Source organism: Paraburkholderia dipogonis (genome assembly GCF_046027395.1).
GTDB lineage: Bacteria > Pseudomonadota > Gammaproteobacteria > Burkholderiales > Burkholderiaceae > Paraburkholderia > Paraburkholderia dipogonis_A.
On the sequence record NZ_JAQQEG010000038.1, the window covers coordinates 60,578 to 75,380 of the forward strand.

Consider the following 14,803-nt stretch of genomic DNA (forward strand, 5'->3'; position numbering starts at 1 on the left):
GGAGCATTCTTCATGGTCGGCATTAAACGATTGGCTCGTACGAGCGCCTGGTGTGTCGCGGCAACCGCGCTGGCTCTGATGGTGAGCGCATGCGGCACGGTGCGCCAGACGTCGGGCCCCGCGCTGTCACGCGGCGACAAGGTGGCGGTGGTCTCGATCGCCAACTACACTGAAACGCCGGACGCGGGCAAAAGCGCCGAATCGATCGCGGCCAACGCGCTGCGCGTCGGCGGCATTGCGGACGTGCGCATCGCCCCCGCCGATGCGAACCGCAATGCGATGTTCGACACGAACCAGCGCGCCGACGGCGACAAGGCGCTGGAATGGGCACGCTCGCAGAGCGCCCGCTATGTGCTGTCGGGCGCCGTCGAAGAATGGCGCTACAAGACGGGCGTGGACGGCGAGCCGGTGGTCGGCGTGACCTTCGAACTGATCGACGTGTCGAACGGCGCCGTGGTGTGGAGCGCGACGGGTACGCGTACGGGCTGGAGCCGCTCGGGTTTGTCGAGCGTGGCGACCTCGCTGATCGCCAAGGTTCTGTCGCCGTTGCAAGCGCGCCAGTAAGGACGTCAGTCAGCATATCCCCAAGGTTGCGGCTTGCGCCCGATGTGCGGGTCGCAAGCTGAAACCCGACATGTGAAAAGGAAATGGCCGTGAATACCGCAGCCGTGGAAAACAACCCGGGCGCCTCGAAGCCGCGCCATGCGCATCCGTTCGGCAATCTCGGACGCGTGCGCCGCTTGCTGGCGCCCGCGGTGGCGCGGCCGTTCGCGATCGTTGAGACTGTCGTGCTCGTGCTGGCCGTACTGGCCGTGGCGCGCTGGCTTCATCCTGAAGACCCGTTGCTGCTGCATGCCGGTTTTCCGTGGCTGTGGCTCGTGCCGTTGCTGGTGGCCTTGCGCTACGGCAGCCTGCTCGGCCTGCTGAGCGGCGCTTTCATGCTCGGTGCATGGGCGCTCTTTTATCCGCATGGCGGTCCGTTCCCCGCCCTGTATTTCGCGGGCGGTTTGATCCAGACGATTCTCGCCGGGCATTTCGGCGATACGTGGGGCAGCCGCGCCGAGCGCGCGTCCTCGCTGAACGATTACCTGAACGACCGTCTGGTCGCGTTGACCAACAGCCACTATCTGATGCGCCTGTCGCACGAGCGGCTCGAAAAGGATTTGCTGTCCCGCCCGACCACGTTGCGCGATTCGATTACCGAGTTGCGCCGTCTCTCGGTTGCCACCGATACGGCGCTCGCCGTGCCGGCAGCGGGCAAGGAAAGCGATCCGTTGGGCGGCGCGAGCGGTCTGCTCGAATTCGTCGCGCAGGCCTGCCAGATCGAAGTCGCGGCGCTGTATCCGGTGCATAACGGCAAGCTCGGCACGCAAGCCATCGCGCAGATCGGCGATGCGTTCGAGCTCGCCGTGCACGACGAACTCGTCACGCATGCGCTCAACACGCTGAGCGTCGCGCATCTGAAAAACGAAGACACGGTCGTGCCGGTCAGCCAGTACCTGGTCTGCGCGCCGCTGGTGTCCGCGGACGGTGAACTGCGCGCGCTGCTGATCGTCAAGCGCATGCCGTTCCTGTCGCTGAATTTCGACAATCTGCAATTGCTGCTGGTGTTGCTTGGCTATTACGCGGACGGCGTCGAGCATTCCGCCTTCGTGCAGCGCATTCTCGACCGAGTGCCGAACTGCCCGTACGAATTCGCGCTCGACCTGAGCCGCCTCACACGTCTTCAGCAGAAGGCGGGCGTGGCGTCGTCGCTCGTCGCACTGGCGTTCCCGCGTGATGAAGAGGGCGACTCGCTGTTCGAGCACGTCATGCGCCGCCGCCGTTCGCTCGACGTGATGTGGCCGGTGCAGACCGCGAAGCAGTCGGTGCTGGTGAATCTCATGCCGGCTACCGACACGACCGGCATCGACGGTTATCTGGCGCGGATCGAAGCCAGCCTGACGGCCCAGTTCAACACCGACCTGGAACACGCGCGCGTCGGCGTTCACACGCTCCACCTCGAGGGCGACGAGCCGGGCGCGGCGCTGATGCGTCTTCTCAAACGAAGCGGCCTCGATGTCTAAGACCCTTTCTCTCATCGTCAGCGCGCTCGCGGCCGTGGCGGCCGTGATCGTGCAATATCTGGCGATCGCGAGCCTGCTGCAACCGGCCGGCGCGATCGATCCTTTGCTGCGCTTCCTCGCGCTGCAAGCGGCGGCGGGACTCGCCGAAGCAGTCGCGTTCCGCGCATGGCTGCCGTCGAATTATCGCGAGCCCCGAGTGGTGTCGTTCCTGTTCCTGTGGCTCGCCTGCACCTTCGTGCCGCTGTTCGGCGGCCTCGTGGTGCTGATTAGCTGCATCTGGGCGGCGCTCTTTCCGGGCAACAAGGACAGCGATCAACTCGCCGATGTGCCGCGGCCGGAATTCGTCACGTACCTGGTGTCGCGTGTGTCGCACGGCGGCGGCGCGCGGCTGCAGGCGCGCCTTGCCAACACGCAGGTGTCGCCCACCGACCGGCTGTCCGCCCTCGTGGCGATCCAGAGCATGCCCACCCGCACTACGGGCACGTTGCTGCGCGAGTTGCTTGCCGACCCGCTCGAAGACATTCGCCTGATCGCTTACGGCACGCTGGATCACGCCGAAAACGAAATCATGCAGAAGATCTTCCGGACCAGCAAGGCGCTGGAAGCGACCGACAGCGACGTCGAACGCCACGCGCTCAACCGGCTGCTCGCCGAGCTCTATTTCGAACTCGTGTACCAGAACCTGGTGCAGGGCGCGGTCTACCGCCATACGCTGCAACAGGCTGACCGCTACGCGCAGGCAGCGCTCGAAACCGATCCGGGCGATGCCGCGTTGTGGCTGATTCGCGGCCGTCTCGCGCTGGCGAGCGGCTTGCCGAATGCCGCGCACGAATACATCGGGCGCGCGCTCGCGCTCGGTTTCCCGCGCGAACGTCTGGTGCCGTGGCTGGCCGAAGCCGACTTCCTGCGCGGCGATTACGCTCGTGTCAAGCAGCTTCTCGCATCGCTGGGCAATGCCGCCGCGTTGCCCACACTCAAACCGGTTGTGAAGTACTGGTCATGATGAAAGAACTCCCGATCCGCCGTGCCGCCGATGCCGATGTCTGCCTGCTGCTCGAAGGCACGTTCCCGTTCGTGCGTGGTGGCGTGTCGAGCTGGGTCAATGAAATGATCCGCTCCTACCCGGAGACCCGTTTCGCCATTGTGTTCATCGGCAGCCGGGAACAGGACTACAACGGCGTTGCCTATGCGCTGCCGGACAATGTGGTGCACATCGAAACGCACTTCCTGTACGAGCAAGCCGTGGCGGACTTTCAGCCGCGTGCCGTCGATGGCGACGCCGCGGCCTTTGCCCGCTCGCAGAAATTGCATGACGCACTGCGCGATCCGCGCAACGGCACGGACGTGAGCGCGCTGATGGCCGACGTGATTCCGATGCTCGGGACGAACGGCGCGTTGAGCGAGGAACAATTCCTGTCGAGCCGCGCGGCCTGGGACACGATCGTCGATCAGTATCAGAAATACTGTACCGATCCGTCGTTCACCGATTACTTCTGGACCGTGCGCATCATGCACAAGCCGTTGTGGCAACTCGCGCGCGTCGCCGAAAAGCTGTTGCCGGCGAAGGTGTACCACACGGTATCGACGGGATATGGCGGCTTTCTCGGCGCACTGGTGCATTACCGCACGGGGCGCCCGCTGCTGGTCTCCGAGCACGGCATCTATACGAAAGAGCGCAAGATCGACCTGCTGCAGAGCCAGTGGATTCGCGATAACCGCGGTGTGTTCGAGCGTGATATCTCGCGCGTCAGCTATTTCCGTGAACTGTGGGTGCGTTTCTTCGAAGCGATCGGCAAGCTCGCGTACGACGCCGCGGACGAGATCGTCGCGTTGTACGAGGCGAACCGCCAGCGCCAGGTCACGGACGGCGCGCGCGCCGAGCGCACGCAATGCATTCCGAACGGGATCGATGTCGACGCGCTCGCGCCGCTGGTGGCCGAACGCAAGCCGCGCTCGCACCGCGTGGTCGCGCTGATCGGGCGCGTGGTGCCGATCAAGGACATCAAGACCTTCATTCGCGCGATCTTCATTGCGTCGCGCACCATGCCGGATCTCGAAGGCTGGATCATCGGACCGGAAGAGGAAGATCCCGCCTACGCGCTCGAATGCCGCGCGCTGGTGGAGAGTCTCGGGCTGAGCCGCAATGTGAAATTCCTCGGCTTCCAGCGCATCGACGACATGATGCCGCAGGTCGACGTGATCGCGCTGACGTCGATCAGCGAGGCGCTGCCGCTGGTGGTGCTGGAAGGTTTCGCGGCCGGCGTGCCGGCCATCACGACGGACGTGGGCTCGTGCCGTCAACTGATCGAAGGCGTGGATGCGGAAGATCGCGCGCTCGGCTCGGCCGGCATGGTGGTCCAGCTCGCGGACCCGGCGGCATTCGCCCAGGCCGTGCTGTCGCTGCTCGCCGACGAAACCCGCTGGCAGGCCGCACAGCAGGCCGGACTCGCGCGTGTGCGCCGCTATTACACCAGGAAGCAGATGATCGACCGCTATCGCACGCTGTATGAGCGCCTTGCCGCCATGCCGGACCGCGAGCGCAGCGGCACGTCCGCCGACGCGGCGCGCTGCCCGATGCACCACGGCACTCAATCCAGGGCAGAGCCGCGCGAGCAGCCGGCGCAGGCCGCTCAATCGCAGGAGACACGCTGATGGCGGGTATCGGCTTCGAATTACGCAAGATCATGCGGCGCGACACGCTGACCGGCGTGGCACGCGCCTATGCCTACGCGGGCCTGATCAGTTCCGGTCCGCTGATCCTGTCGATCTTCGGCATCCTGATCATCGGGCTGATCAGTCTGACTTCGGTGATTCCGACCTTCGCGATCGTGCAGTTTCAGGTGTCGGTCACTTATCTGATCGCGCTCAGCCTGATTCTGACCGGACCGCTGCAACTGTCGTTCACGCGCTTCATCTCCGATCGGCTGTTCGAAAAGCGCGACGACCTCGTGCTGTCGAACTATAACGGCGTGGTGCTGGTGTCGTCGGTGCTGGCCAGCGTGGTCGCGGTGATCGCGATGCTGGTGGGTTTCCGCGAGGAGCCGCTGATCTACCGCTTGCTGATGATTACGGGCTTCGTCGTGGTCAGCAATATCTGGATCGCCGTGATCTTTCTGTCGAGCGTGAAGCAGTACCGGCAGATCCTGATGGTGTTCGCCGTGGGCTACGCGTGCGTGGTGTGCCTCGCACTCGCATTGAATGGCTATGGACTGGTCGGCCTGCTCGGCGGTTTCGTGGCGGGGCACATTGTGCTGCTCGCCGGGTTGTCGGGTCTGATCTACCGCAACTACCGCAGCGAGCGTTTCGTTTCGTTCGAAGTGTTCGAGCGGCGCTTCGCCTATCCGAGCCTCGCGCTGGTCGGGCTGCTGTTCAATATCGGAGTGTGGCTCGACAAGTTCATGTTCTGGTATGCGCCGGGCACGGGTACGCGCGTGATCGGGCCGCTGCATGCGTCGGTGATTTACGACATTCCGATTTTTATCGCCTACGTGTGCGTGATGCCCGGCATGGCGACGTTCCTCGTGCGCATCGAGGCGGATTTCGTCGAATACTACGACGCCTTCTACGACGCCGTGCGCAGCGGCGCGACGCTGCGCCACATCAACGAAATGCGCGACATGATGGTGGGCAGCGTGCGTGCCGGCCTGTACGAAATCATCAAGGTGCAGACGGTCGTGCTGCTCCTGATCATCGCCTTCGGCGAGCGCGTCCTGGGTTCGCTCGGCATTTCGCCGCTGTATATGCCGCTGCTCGTCGTCGACGTGGTGTCGGCGAGTCTGCAGGTGTTGCTGCTGGGTCTGCTCAACGTGTTCTTCTATCTCGACGGGCGGCGCGTCGTGCTGCGGCTCACCGGCGCATTTGTGGTGCTGAACGGACTCTTCACCGGCATCACGCTCAAGCTCGGGCCGGATTTCTACGGCTATGGATTCGCGTTGGCGTTGCTGGTTGTGGTGGTGGCGTCCGTGAAGGTGCTCGACCGCAAATTCATGTCTTTGGAATACGAAACGTATATGTTGCGGGGTTGAATCGTTCGACTTCGGATTCCACCATGCATCAGTACGATCTTGGCCCGCTTCGGCGGCCCGCTCGAGCGCGCCTTGCCGCCGATGTTCAATACGGCCGCCGCGTCGCGCAACGCTGGATCCGTGCGGCCGCGATCGTGGCGGCCTGCAGTCTGTTGGCCGCCTGCGGAGGCGGCGGCAGCGGTACGGGCAGCACGAATGGTTCGACTGCGGCTGCGGTGACCTCGGCGAGCGGTAGCGCCAGTAACTCTGGTAACCCGACCGGTACGACCAGGTCGACCGGCTCGACGAACTCTTCCGGTTCGAGCGATTCCTCGTCGAATACGAATTCCGGCTCGACTACCACGCCGACGATCTCAACGGCGCGCGCCTTGCCGGCGTCGCCGGTCTGGGCCGTCTATTACGGCCAGGGCAGCGCGATCGACATCGCCCACGCGGCGGCCACGTTCAAGCTGATCGTGATCGACGCGGATCCCGGCAACGGCACGCCCGCCTTCTCGGCCGCGCAGATCACCGCGTTGAAGGCGAACGGCGCGAAAGTGCTCAGCTACCTGAATTTCGGCGCCTGCGAGAAATGGCGGACTTACTGGAACACGGTCCCGTCCGGTTTCGTGTCGTGCGGTGCGAATACTTCGGCGAAAATCAGCAGCTATTCGGGCTTCCAGGAGTACTGGATGAATCCCGCCAATGCCGACTATCAGAACCTGATCGTCAACTACGTCGCGCCGCGTCTCGCGGCAACCGGTGTCGACGGCTTCATGCTGGATAACTTCGAAATTGTCGGCCACGGCGCCAATGCGCCGACGGCCCCCTGCAATGCAACCTGCGCGCAAGGCGGCCTCGATCTCGTCAAGCAACTGCGCGACCGCTATCCGGATCTGGCGCTGGTGCCGAATGCGCCGCCGGTGCAGGCCATCGGCGGGACGACGGGCGGTGTCTCGTTTCCGTGGCTGATCGACGGCGTGATCGCGGAACAGGCCTTCTTGCCGTCGACGAGCACGTCAGTCGTGCAGCTGTTGAAGTCGTGGCAAAGCACCGAGCAGAATCTCGGCCGCAGCGCTTTCTTCGTGGGGTCGCTCGACTATACGTCGTCATGCACGGCGAGCTCGACCGCGCAAACCGCGTGGAGGGCCGCGCAACAGGCGGGCTTCAGTCCTTCGATCTCGACGGAGTTGCTCGATAGCATCTGCTGGTGGTCGTTCCTGCCGGTGGGTAGTTAGAAACGACAGCCAGAAACGGGCAGCGTTGCCCGAACAACATGAAAGAGGAACCGGCTTTGTCCGAGCACGATCACGATCACGACCGAGGTTTCACCTTGCGCGCGCTGCTGCGTCGTGTCAGCCGATTCGCGCGCATGGCCGCGCTCGGCGCGCTGGCTTCGGTGGCGCACGCGCAGAGCGCGCCGGACGCGCCGGTGGGACCGTCGGTGGCGCTGTACTACGGCGCGAATCCGCCTGTCGAAGAACTGGCCACATTTGATGTCGTCGTGGTCGACCCCGACGCGCACTTCGATCCGCGTGCTCACGCGAAGACGCATCCGGCGTGGTTCGCTTATGTGAGCGTCGGCGAGGTGAACCCGCATCGCGCGTATTACAGCGCCATGCCGTCCGCGTGGCTGCCGGGCGTCAACGAGGCGTGGGCGTCGCATGTGATCGATCAGACGGCGGCTCAATGGCCGGTGTTTTTCGTCGACAAGGTGATCGCGCCGTTATGGAAAAAAGGCTATCGGGGCTTTTTCCTCGACACGCTCGACTCCTACCATCTGATCGCCAAAACCGATGCCTCGCGAGCCGCGCAGGAAGCCGGACTGGTGCGCGTCATACGCGCGATCAAGAAGCGTTATCCGGAGGCGAAGCTGATCTTCAACCGCGGCTTCGAGGTATTGCCGCAGGTCCATGATCTTGCCTACATGGTGGCGTTCGAATCGCTGTATCGCGGTTGGGATGCCGGCAAGCAGCGATATACGGAAGTGCCGCAGGCTGATCGCGACTGGCTGCTGATGCAGGCGGCGATCATCCGCGATCAATACAAACTGCCGGTGCTGTCCATCGACTATTGCCCGCCCGCCGACGACGCGTGCGCAGCCGCCACCGCAGCGCGGATTACCGAAGCCGGGTTCGTGCCTTATGTCACCGACGGCGGGCTCGCGACCGTCGGCGTGGGCGCGGCCGAGCGGCAATGAGCGGCCGTGACACTCGAATTGAATAAATCTAGAAGGGAATTTCGCATGGACTTGAAAGGCACGATTCTGGTAACCGGCGGCGCCGGCTTTATCGGCTCGCATACCTGTGTCGAATTGCTGAACGGCGGCTACGACGTGGTCGTGGTCGACAACCTCGTCAACAGCAACCGCGAATCGCTCAGACGCGTCGAGCAGATCACGGGCAAGCGCGTGGCGTTCTACGAAACGGATTCGCGCGATGAAGCCGCGCTGCAACGCATTTTCGATGCGCACGCGGTGACCGGTGCGATTCACTTCGCGGCGCTCAAAGCGGTGGGCGAATCGGTCTCGAAGCCGATCGAGTACTACGACAACAATCTCGGCAGTCTGCTCACGCTGCTCTCGGTGATGCGCGCGCGCAATGTGAAGCAGTTCGTGTTCAGTTCGTCGGCCACGGTGTACGGCGTGCCGAAGACGTCGCCGATCGACGAATCATTTCCGCTGTCCGCCACGAATCCGTATGGCCAGACGAAGCTGATCGCCGAACAGATCCTGCGCGATCTGGAAATTTCGGATCCGTCGTGGCGCATCGCCACGCTGCGTTATTTCAATCCGGTCGGTGCGCACGAGAGCGGTCTGATCGGCGAAGACCCGGGCGGCGTGCCGAACAATCTCATGCCGTATGTCGCGCAAGTCGCGGTCGGCAAGCTGGAGAAGCTGCGCGTATTCGGCGGCGACTACGACACGCCGGACGGCACGGGCGTGCGTGACTACATCCACGTGGTGGATCTGGCGCGCGGACATCTGGCCGCGCTCGACGCGCTCGCCAAGCGCGATGCGAGTTTCGTCGTGAATCTCGGTACGGGGCAGGGCTATAGCGTGCTGGACGTAGTGCGCTCGTTCGAAAAGGCGTCGGGCAAGCCCGTGCCTTATGAAATCGTGGCGCGCCGTCCGGGCGACGTCGCGTCCTGCTTCGCCGACCCGGCCGCGGCGGACAAGCTGCTCGGCTGGCGCGCGCAGTACGGCATCGAACGCATGTGCGCCGATCATTGGCGCTGGCAATCGACCAACCCTGCCGGTTACGCCTGAGGCTTGACTCGATTCGGGGCGGCTCGCCCCATCCGATACAACATCACGTGGGAAAACAAATTTTATGTGTGGCATTGTCGGCGCAGTAGCGCAACGTAACATCGTCCCGGTTCTGATCGAAGGACTGCGGCGTCTCGAGTATCGCGGCTACGACTCCTGCGGCGTCGCCGTGCTGGCCGCCGGCGGCCCGCGCCGTGCGCGCAGCACGGCGCGCGTCGCGGACCTCGACGCGCAGGCGCGCGAGACGCATCTCGAAGGCGGCACGGGCGTCGCGCACACCCGTTGGGCGACGCACGGCGCGCCGGTCACGGACAACGCGCATCCGATTTTCTCGAAGGACGAGTTGGCGCTGGTGCATAACGGCATCATCGAAAACTACGAACCGTTGCGCGAGATGCTACGCGCGAAGGGCTATGTGTTCGTGTCGCAGACCGACACCGAAGTGGTCGCGCATCTCGTGCATTGTCTGTATCGGGGCGATCTGTTCGAGGCGGTTCGCGATGCCGTGAAGCAACTGGACGGCGCGTACGCGATCGCAGTCGAGCACAAGGCTCATCCGCATCTGGTGGTGGGCGCGCGGCAGGGCTCGCCGCTCGTCGTCGGCATCGGCGAAGGCGAGAATTTTCTCGCGTCGGATGCGCTGGCTTTGGCCGGCGAGACCGAACGCTTCATCTTCCTGGAAGAGGGCGACGTGTGCGAGCTGACGCTCGAACGCGTGCGAGTGGTGAGCCGCGACGGCGCCGACGTAGCGCGCGAAGTGCGCACGGTGGCCGCGTATGGCGGCGGCGTCGAACTCGGCCCGTACCGGCATTTCATGCAGAAGGAAATCTTCGAGCAGCCGCGCGCGATCGCCGACACGGTGCCGCAGGGCGAGTCGCTCGATGCGTCGCTGTTCGGCGAAGAGGCTGCCGCTGTGTTTGCGGATATCGACAGCCTGCTGATTCTCGCGTGCGGCACCAGCTATTACTCGGGACTGACCGCCAGGTACTGGCTCGAATCGATCGCGAAGATTCCCACTCAGGTCGAAATTGCCAGCGAATACCGCTACCGCGATTCTGTGCCGAATCCGAAGGCACTCGTGGTCGTGATCTCCCAGTCCGGCGAAACGGCCGACACGCTCGCTGCCTTGAAGCATGCGCAGTCGCTCGGACATCAGCACACGTTGTCGGTCTGCAATGTGGCGACGAGCGCGATGGTGCGGCTGACGTCACTGTCGTTTCACACGCATGCGGGCCGCGAAATCGGCGTGGCGTCGACCAAGGCGTTCACCACGCAACTGGTCGGACTGTTCGTTCTTGCCGCGACGCTGGGCAAAATCCGCGGCACGGTGAGCCCGGAGCAGGAAGCCGACTATGTGCGCCAGTTACGCCATCTGCCGGCCGCGTTGAACGCCGTGCTGGCGCTGGAACCGCAGATCATCGCGTGGTCGGAGAAGTTCTCGGGCAAGGAAAGCGCGTTGTTCCTCGGACGCGGCTCGCACTATCCGATCGCACTCGAAGGCGCGCTCAAGCTCAAGGAGATTTCCTATATCCACGCGGAGGCGTATCCGGCGGGTGAACTGAAGCACGGGCCGCTGGCGCTTGTCACCGATGCGATGCCGGTGGTGACGATCGCGCCGAACGATGCGCTGCTCGAGAAGCTGAAGTCGAATCTTCAGGAAGTGAAGGCGCGCGGAGGCGAGCTTTATGTGTTTGCCGATACTGACACGCGGATTGGCAGTGAGCCCGGGATTCACGTGATCAGAATGCCGGAGCACTATGGGCCGTTGTCGCCGCTTTTGCATGTGGTGCCGTTGCAATTGCTCGCTTACCACACGGCGTGTGCGCGCGGGACGGATGTCGATAAGCCGAGAAATTTGGCGAAGTCGGTGACGGTGGAGTAAAGGGTTAGCGGCGGGGTGGCCGGCGGCCCCGCCGGCTTCGTTGTTGAATGGTTGCGGAGACAGGTTTTTGTCCAGGTCCGAATACGTATGCCGCCGACTGCTTCGAACTCCTGGGCTGGCAGCGGGTATCCGCAACTAATCCGAAAGTGCTTTCGGACTGTGGTGTGTTTCTAGTTTGACAGTTGCGCCCGAAAGCCCCCCGTCAGGCTCCCTGCCTGCCAAAGCTTGCTCAGCGCTTTGATCATCGCTCGCGAACCGCGCGGCGACTGCGTTCTCATCTTCTTTACTCTTCAGCGTCACGACCCGAGTGCAAGCTGTTCAGTGCGACGATCATTGGATTGCGCAAAGACCTGTATGGATGTACAGTATCCTGCATGGATTTCGTCGCGCTGCCGTAATTGTGGCGGTGCGAGCGTGGAGCATAGGGAGAGAACATGTTTCGATTTTTCGGCTTGGGCACCATGCTGTTCGCGGCGGTTTCGACGGCCATGGCCGGCGAGCACTACGTCGAAGTCTGGAACCCGCCGGAAGCGCGAGCGAGCATGCCGCATCGCGCAATCGTTGCCCATCGACCTGCCGGTAGCCGGCATATCGTTCCCCATGCCGTGAAAGCTCGCGCGCGGCCTACATCGGCGCCAGTTGCCAGGCTCGTTGCAAAAACGGACCGGCGGGAGAGCGTGCCTGTCCATTCACCGGATGGGTCCGAGATTCCCAGGCAGATCACGCCCGAGGGCAATGTATTGCGGGTGGATTCCCGCGGCATGACGGCTGAGGTGACGCGCTGATGGAGTCGCAGACTTATCACGGCTACACCGTCTGGGGTCACGCCATCTTGCAGCAGGAGGACATCTTGCGGCCCGAGCGGTACGGCGCCAGCGGGACCATTACGCTCGCCGGCAAGCTGATCGAAGCGTCGGGCATTCTCGACCACTTCGATACTGAGGAAGAAGCGCAACGCGCAGGCCTCGAGTGGGCGCGTGCCTGGATCGATAGCCACGGGTGACCAGCGCAGAAAAGCCGCGCTGGCGTCTGACTCATCGCATCCAATTACAGTAGTCTCGGCAAAGCGCTCGCATCGAGCGTGACAACACGTCGGGCGATCGTCGTCCGAGCAGGCTGTCATCGCCTGTCAGTCTCTCAGTCTTACTTCGCCGCGCGAGCCGCCGTGATAATCGCTGCCGCGACTTCAGTCGGCTGCGACAGCATCGCAACGTGGCTCGCGTTGACCTTGACCAGCGTGGCGCCGATCTGTTGCGCCATCGCGGCCTGCAAGGGCGCGGGGATCATGCGGTCCTTCTCCGTCAGCACGTACCACGACGGCTTGTTGTGCCACGCCGCGGTCGCCACCTTGTCGTCAGAGCAACCGGCAAACCAGGGGCCTTGCGTCGCGGCTACGATACGGGCCTGGGCCGGCGGGAGGTCCTGCGCGAAGTCCTTGGTGATCCCGTTTGTCGACAGTGTCAGATAGCCGGCGGAGTCCTTTTGCAATTCCGTCGCCCATGAAGGCGCGGGCTTGCCTTTGAGGATGTCGTTGATCGATTGACCGTTATCCGGGGCAAACGCCGCGACATAGACGAGCGCCTTGACCTTGTCGTCGTTGCCTGCCTGAGAGATCACCGCACCGGCCCACGAGTGGCCCACCAGAATGACGGGGCCGTTCTGTTGTTCAATGACGCGTTGGGTCGCCGCTGCATCGTCGTCGAGCGACTTGAGGGAGTTTTGCACCGCCACCACGTGCAGACCTTTTGCTTCCAGCAGCGGAATCACCTTGTTCCAGCTCGAGCCGTCGGCGAATGCTCCGTGCACCAGCACGACGTTCTTTCCTTTGAGGTCGTCGTTCGGCGCGGCGGCGCCTGCCGGTGTAACGGCGGCCAGCGACAGCAAGCCTCCCAGCATCAGCGTGGCAGCCAGGCACTTTTTCAGCAAGGTATTCATAATGTTCATCCTCTTCGTCAATTTCGTTGGGTAAGAAACAACTTGCGGATTGAAGGATGCGCCGGTCGGCCGATTTCCAGTATCGGTCGAATGACCGAGCCGACACAGTCCGGCTGGACGCGCGAGTACTGACAACAAGGTCGAAAGCTATGCATGACGTTTCTGCAATCCGGGTGCTGGACGCAGTCAAGGCCCTCGCGTTCATTGGCGACCTCAGCATGGGGCAGCCCACCGACCATTCGCCACGCACAGCGTGGCTGGCGGCGCGACTCGCCGCCGAGGCCGGTCTGGACGACACGCAATGCGATGTCGTCCAGGAAGCGTCCCTTTTGAGGTGGTCCGGCTGCACGGCAAACGCGGCCGGCTTTTCTGACTGGCTCGGTGACGACATCGGCGGCCGCGCGGCCATGCTTGCCATGCGGCCGGACTGGACCGGGACCGGCGAGTCGCCGGCGCAAGTGGGCGCTGCGATCACGCCGCTCGCCCAGATACACTGCGAGGTCTCGGGCGAGGTGGCCCATATGCTCGGGCTCACGCATGCGACTCAGGAGGCGCTTCGACGCATTTTCGAAAGTTGGGACGGCGGAGGTTTCCCTGACCATCGGCCTGGGCGCGATGTACCCGTCGCGGTGTTCATCGTCGCTGTGGCCGGCGATCTCGAGATTCTGAGCCGGGTCTACGGTCTCGAGCGCGCGCAGGTGCTGATCGCGCATAAGGCCGGCCGGCAATACCCGCCGGAATTGGCGCGGCTCGCCTCGGCTCGTGCTGCCTCGTGGCTCAAGGAACTCGGGGATTCGATCGCGCAACGGCGTGACGAGTCGGGCTACACCCAGGCGCTGCAATTGGTCAGCGCGCCGGAGATCGTCGCCGACGTCATCGACCTGAAGCTGCCGTGGATGACCGGCTATTCGCGGCGAGTAGCCGAGACGGCCGGTGCCTGCTGCGCGCATTTAGGCCTGAGCGACGACGCGCGGCGCAGCACGTACACGGCGGGGTTGCTCCATGGCATGGGACGCATGGCGGTCCCCAACGCCGTCTGGAACACGGCGGGCAAGCTTTCTCCGGCCGCATGGGAAAAAGTACGCCTCGTGCCCTACTGGACCGCGCGTGCGGGCAAACAGATCGAGGGCCTGGCTCGCGAGTCGGAGATCGCTTCTTTCGCGTACGAGCGTCTCGACGGTTCAGGCTATTTCCGCAGCAGCGCCGGCGATGCAATTGGACGCGAAGCGCGTGTGCTTGCGGTTGCCGCCGCCTGGGTCGCCTTGCGCTCAGCGCGCCCCTGGAGGCCGGCATTTTCGCCGGAACAGGCCGCGGCGCTGCTCAACGAGCAGGCGCGGGCGGGGCGTTTCGATATAGAGGCGGTCGAGGCAACAGTCTCCTCCGAACTCGGCGATGTCCCCGCGTCCGGCGAGCGTGCGCGGAATCCGAAAGCAGGGTTGCTGTCGCCACGGGAAGCGGAAGTGCTAAAACACATCAGCCTGGGTGCGAGCAACAAGGAGGTCGCCCGCATTCTCGAATTGAGCCCCAGTACCGTGCGCACGCATGTGGAAAGCGTTTTTCGCAAGCTCGAATGTTCTACCCGTGCCGCGGCCACGCTGAAGGCTTCCGCTCTCGGGTGCATCTAGGTGGATGCGTCGCGTACGGGTTT

Annotated in this window: 14 protein-coding genes; 12 read left to right on the forward strand and 2 right to left on the reverse strand. The window is 63.8% G+C overall.

Going from position 1 to position 14,803, the window contains the following annotated elements; genetic code table 11:
- The first annotated feature begins 12 nt into the window (after nucleotides 1-12).
- The 5 genes from PQR32_RS31795 to pelG all read left to right on the forward strand — a co-directional run bounded on the left by PQR32_RS31795 (nucleotide 13) and on the right by pelG (nucleotide 6,091).
- A complete protein-coding gene (locus tag PQR32_RS31795; RefSeq protein WP_408236512.1) occupies nucleotides 13-564 on the forward strand; it encodes an LpoB-related protein in 552 nt (183 codons plus the stop codon).
- Between the two features lie 89 nt (nucleotides 565-653).
- Entirely contained in the window at nucleotides 654-2,066 is a 1,413-nt protein-coding gene (locus PQR32_RS31800; RefSeq protein ID WP_408236515.1) for a PelD GGDEF domain-containing protein, read from the forward strand.
- The gene (locus PQR32_RS31805; RefSeq protein ID WP_408236518.1) at nucleotides 2,059-3,069 is read left to right on the forward strand and encodes a tetratricopeptide repeat protein; all 1,011 of its coding nucleotides are present in this window, start codon (nucleotides 2,059-2,061) and stop codon (nucleotides 3,067-3,069) included. The genes PQR32_RS31800 and PQR32_RS31805 overlap by 8 nt, the downstream gene beginning before the upstream one ends.
- Entirely contained in the window at nucleotides 3,066-4,718 is a 1,653-nt protein-coding gene (gene pelF, locus PQR32_RS31810) for a GT4 family glycosyltransferase PelF (protein ID WP_408236521.1), read from the forward strand. Before PQR32_RS31805 ends, pelF begins: the two co-directional genes overlap by 4 nt.
- Nucleotides 4,718-6,091, forward strand: a complete 1,374-nt coding sequence (gene pelG / locus PQR32_RS31815) for an exopolysaccharide Pel transporter PelG (protein ID WP_408236524.1) — start codon at nucleotides 4,718-4,720, stop codon at nucleotides 6,089-6,091. Before pelF ends, pelG begins: the two co-directional genes overlap by 1 nt.
- 85 nt (nucleotides 6,092-6,176) lie before the next feature.
- Here pelG and PQR32_RS31820 read toward each other — a convergent pair whose 3' ends face one another.
- Nucleotides 6,177-6,434 (reverse strand): hypothetical protein, encoded by a 258-nt coding sequence (locus PQR32_RS31820; protein WP_408236527.1) that lies wholly within the window; start codon nucleotides 6,432-6,434, stop codon nucleotides 6,177-6,179.
- A gap of 25 nt (nucleotides 6,435-6,459) precedes the next feature.
- Here PQR32_RS31820 and PQR32_RS31825 point away from each other — a divergent pair, with 25 nt between their 5' ends.
- From PQR32_RS31825 to PQR32_RS31850, 6 genes are all read left to right on the forward strand, one after another.
- Nucleotides 6,460-7,308: a glycoside hydrolase family 191 protein gene (locus PQR32_RS31825; RefSeq protein ID WP_408236530.1), complete on the forward strand. Its 849-nt coding sequence runs from the start codon at nucleotides 6,460-6,462 to the stop codon at nucleotides 7,306-7,308.
- Nucleotides 7,309-7,346: 38 nt separating this feature from the next.
- Nucleotides 7,347-8,270 carry an endo alpha-1,4 polygalactosaminidase gene (locus PQR32_RS31830; RefSeq protein ID WP_408236533.1) on the forward strand — a complete coding sequence of 308 codons (924 nt, stop codon included), beginning with the start codon at nucleotides 7,347-7,349 and terminating at the stop codon, nucleotides 8,268-8,270.
- 45 nt (nucleotides 8,271-8,315) lie between these two features.
- Nucleotides 8,316-9,338, forward strand: coding sequence for a UDP-glucose 4-epimerase GalE (gene galE, locus PQR32_RS31835; protein WP_408236536.1), 1,023 nt, complete (start codon nucleotides 8,316-8,318; stop codon nucleotides 9,336-9,338).
- A gap of 64 nt (nucleotides 9,339-9,402) precedes the next feature.
- Nucleotides 9,403-11,220, forward strand: a complete 1,818-nt coding sequence (gene glmS / locus PQR32_RS31840) for a glutamine--fructose-6-phosphate transaminase (isomerizing) (RefSeq protein WP_408236539.1) — start codon at nucleotides 9,403-9,405, stop codon at nucleotides 11,218-11,220.
- Nucleotides 11,221-11,654: 434 nt separating this feature from the next.
- On the forward strand, nucleotides 11,655-12,005 hold the full coding sequence (locus PQR32_RS31845) for a hypothetical protein (protein ID WP_408236542.1): 351 nt from the start codon (nucleotides 11,655-11,657) through the stop codon (nucleotides 12,003-12,005).
- Entirely contained in the window at nucleotides 12,005-12,223 is a 219-nt protein-coding gene (locus tag PQR32_RS31850; protein WP_408236545.1) for a DUF6566 family protein, read from the forward strand. The genes PQR32_RS31845 and PQR32_RS31850 overlap by 1 nt, the downstream gene beginning before the upstream one ends.
- A 140-nt stretch (nucleotides 12,224-12,363) precedes the next feature.
- On the opposite strand, the gene PQR32_RS31855 is transcribed toward PQR32_RS31850, so the two are convergent.
- Entirely contained in the window at nucleotides 12,364-13,155 is a 792-nt protein-coding gene (locus PQR32_RS31855; RefSeq protein ID WP_408236548.1) for an alpha/beta fold hydrolase, read from the reverse strand.
- Between the two features lie 149 nt (nucleotides 13,156-13,304).
- On the opposite strand from PQR32_RS31855, the gene PQR32_RS31860 reads away from it, so the two are divergent.
- Entirely contained in the window at nucleotides 13,305-14,780 is a 1,476-nt protein-coding gene (locus tag PQR32_RS31860; RefSeq protein ID WP_408236551.1) for an HD domain-containing phosphohydrolase, read from the forward strand.
- The last annotated feature ends 23 nt before the right edge of the window (nucleotides 14,781-14,803 follow it).

What these genes read in the sequence shown, in the direction of transcription:
- PQR32_RS31795 (WP_408236512.1), top strand. Translation starts at nt 13, where the DNA reads ATGGTCGGCATTAAACGATTGGCTCGTACGAGCGCCTGGTGTGTCGCG.
- pelG (WP_408236524.1), top strand. Translation starts at nt 4,718, where the DNA reads ATGGCGGGTATCGGCTTCGAATTACGCAAGATCATGCGGCGCGACACG.
- pelF (WP_408236521.1), top strand. Translation starts at nt 3,066, where the DNA reads ATGATGAAAGAACTCCCGATCCGCCGTGCCGCCGATGCCGATGTCTGC.
- galE (WP_408236536.1), top strand. Translation starts at nt 8,316, where the DNA reads ATGGACTTGAAAGGCACGATTCTGGTAACCGGCGGCGCCGGCTTTATC.
- PQR32_RS31850 (WP_408236545.1), top strand. Translation starts at nt 12,005, where the DNA reads ATGGAGTCGCAGACTTATCACGGCTACACCGTCTGGGGTCACGCCATC.
- PQR32_RS31855 (WP_408236548.1), bottom strand. Translation starts at nt 13,155, where the DNA reads ATGAATACCTTGCTGAAAAAGTGCCTGGCTGCCACGCTGATGCTGGGA.
- PQR32_RS31860 (WP_408236551.1), top strand. Translation starts at nt 13,305, where the DNA reads ATGCATGACGTTTCTGCAATCCGGGTGCTGGACGCAGTCAAGGCCCTC.
- PQR32_RS31845 (WP_408236542.1), top strand. Translation starts at nt 11,655, where the DNA reads ATGTTTCGATTTTTCGGCTTGGGCACCATGCTGTTCGCGGCGGTTTCG.
- glmS (WP_408236539.1), top strand. Translation starts at nt 9,403, where the DNA reads ATGTGTGGCATTGTCGGCGCAGTAGCGCAACGTAACATCGTCCCGGTT.
- PQR32_RS31830 (WP_408236533.1), top strand. Translation starts at nt 7,347, where the DNA reads ATGAAAGAGGAACCGGCTTTGTCCGAGCACGATCACGATCACGACCGA.
- PQR32_RS31805 (WP_408236518.1), top strand. Translation starts at nt 2,059, where the DNA reads ATGTCTAAGACCCTTTCTCTCATCGTCAGCGCGCTCGCGGCCGTGGCG.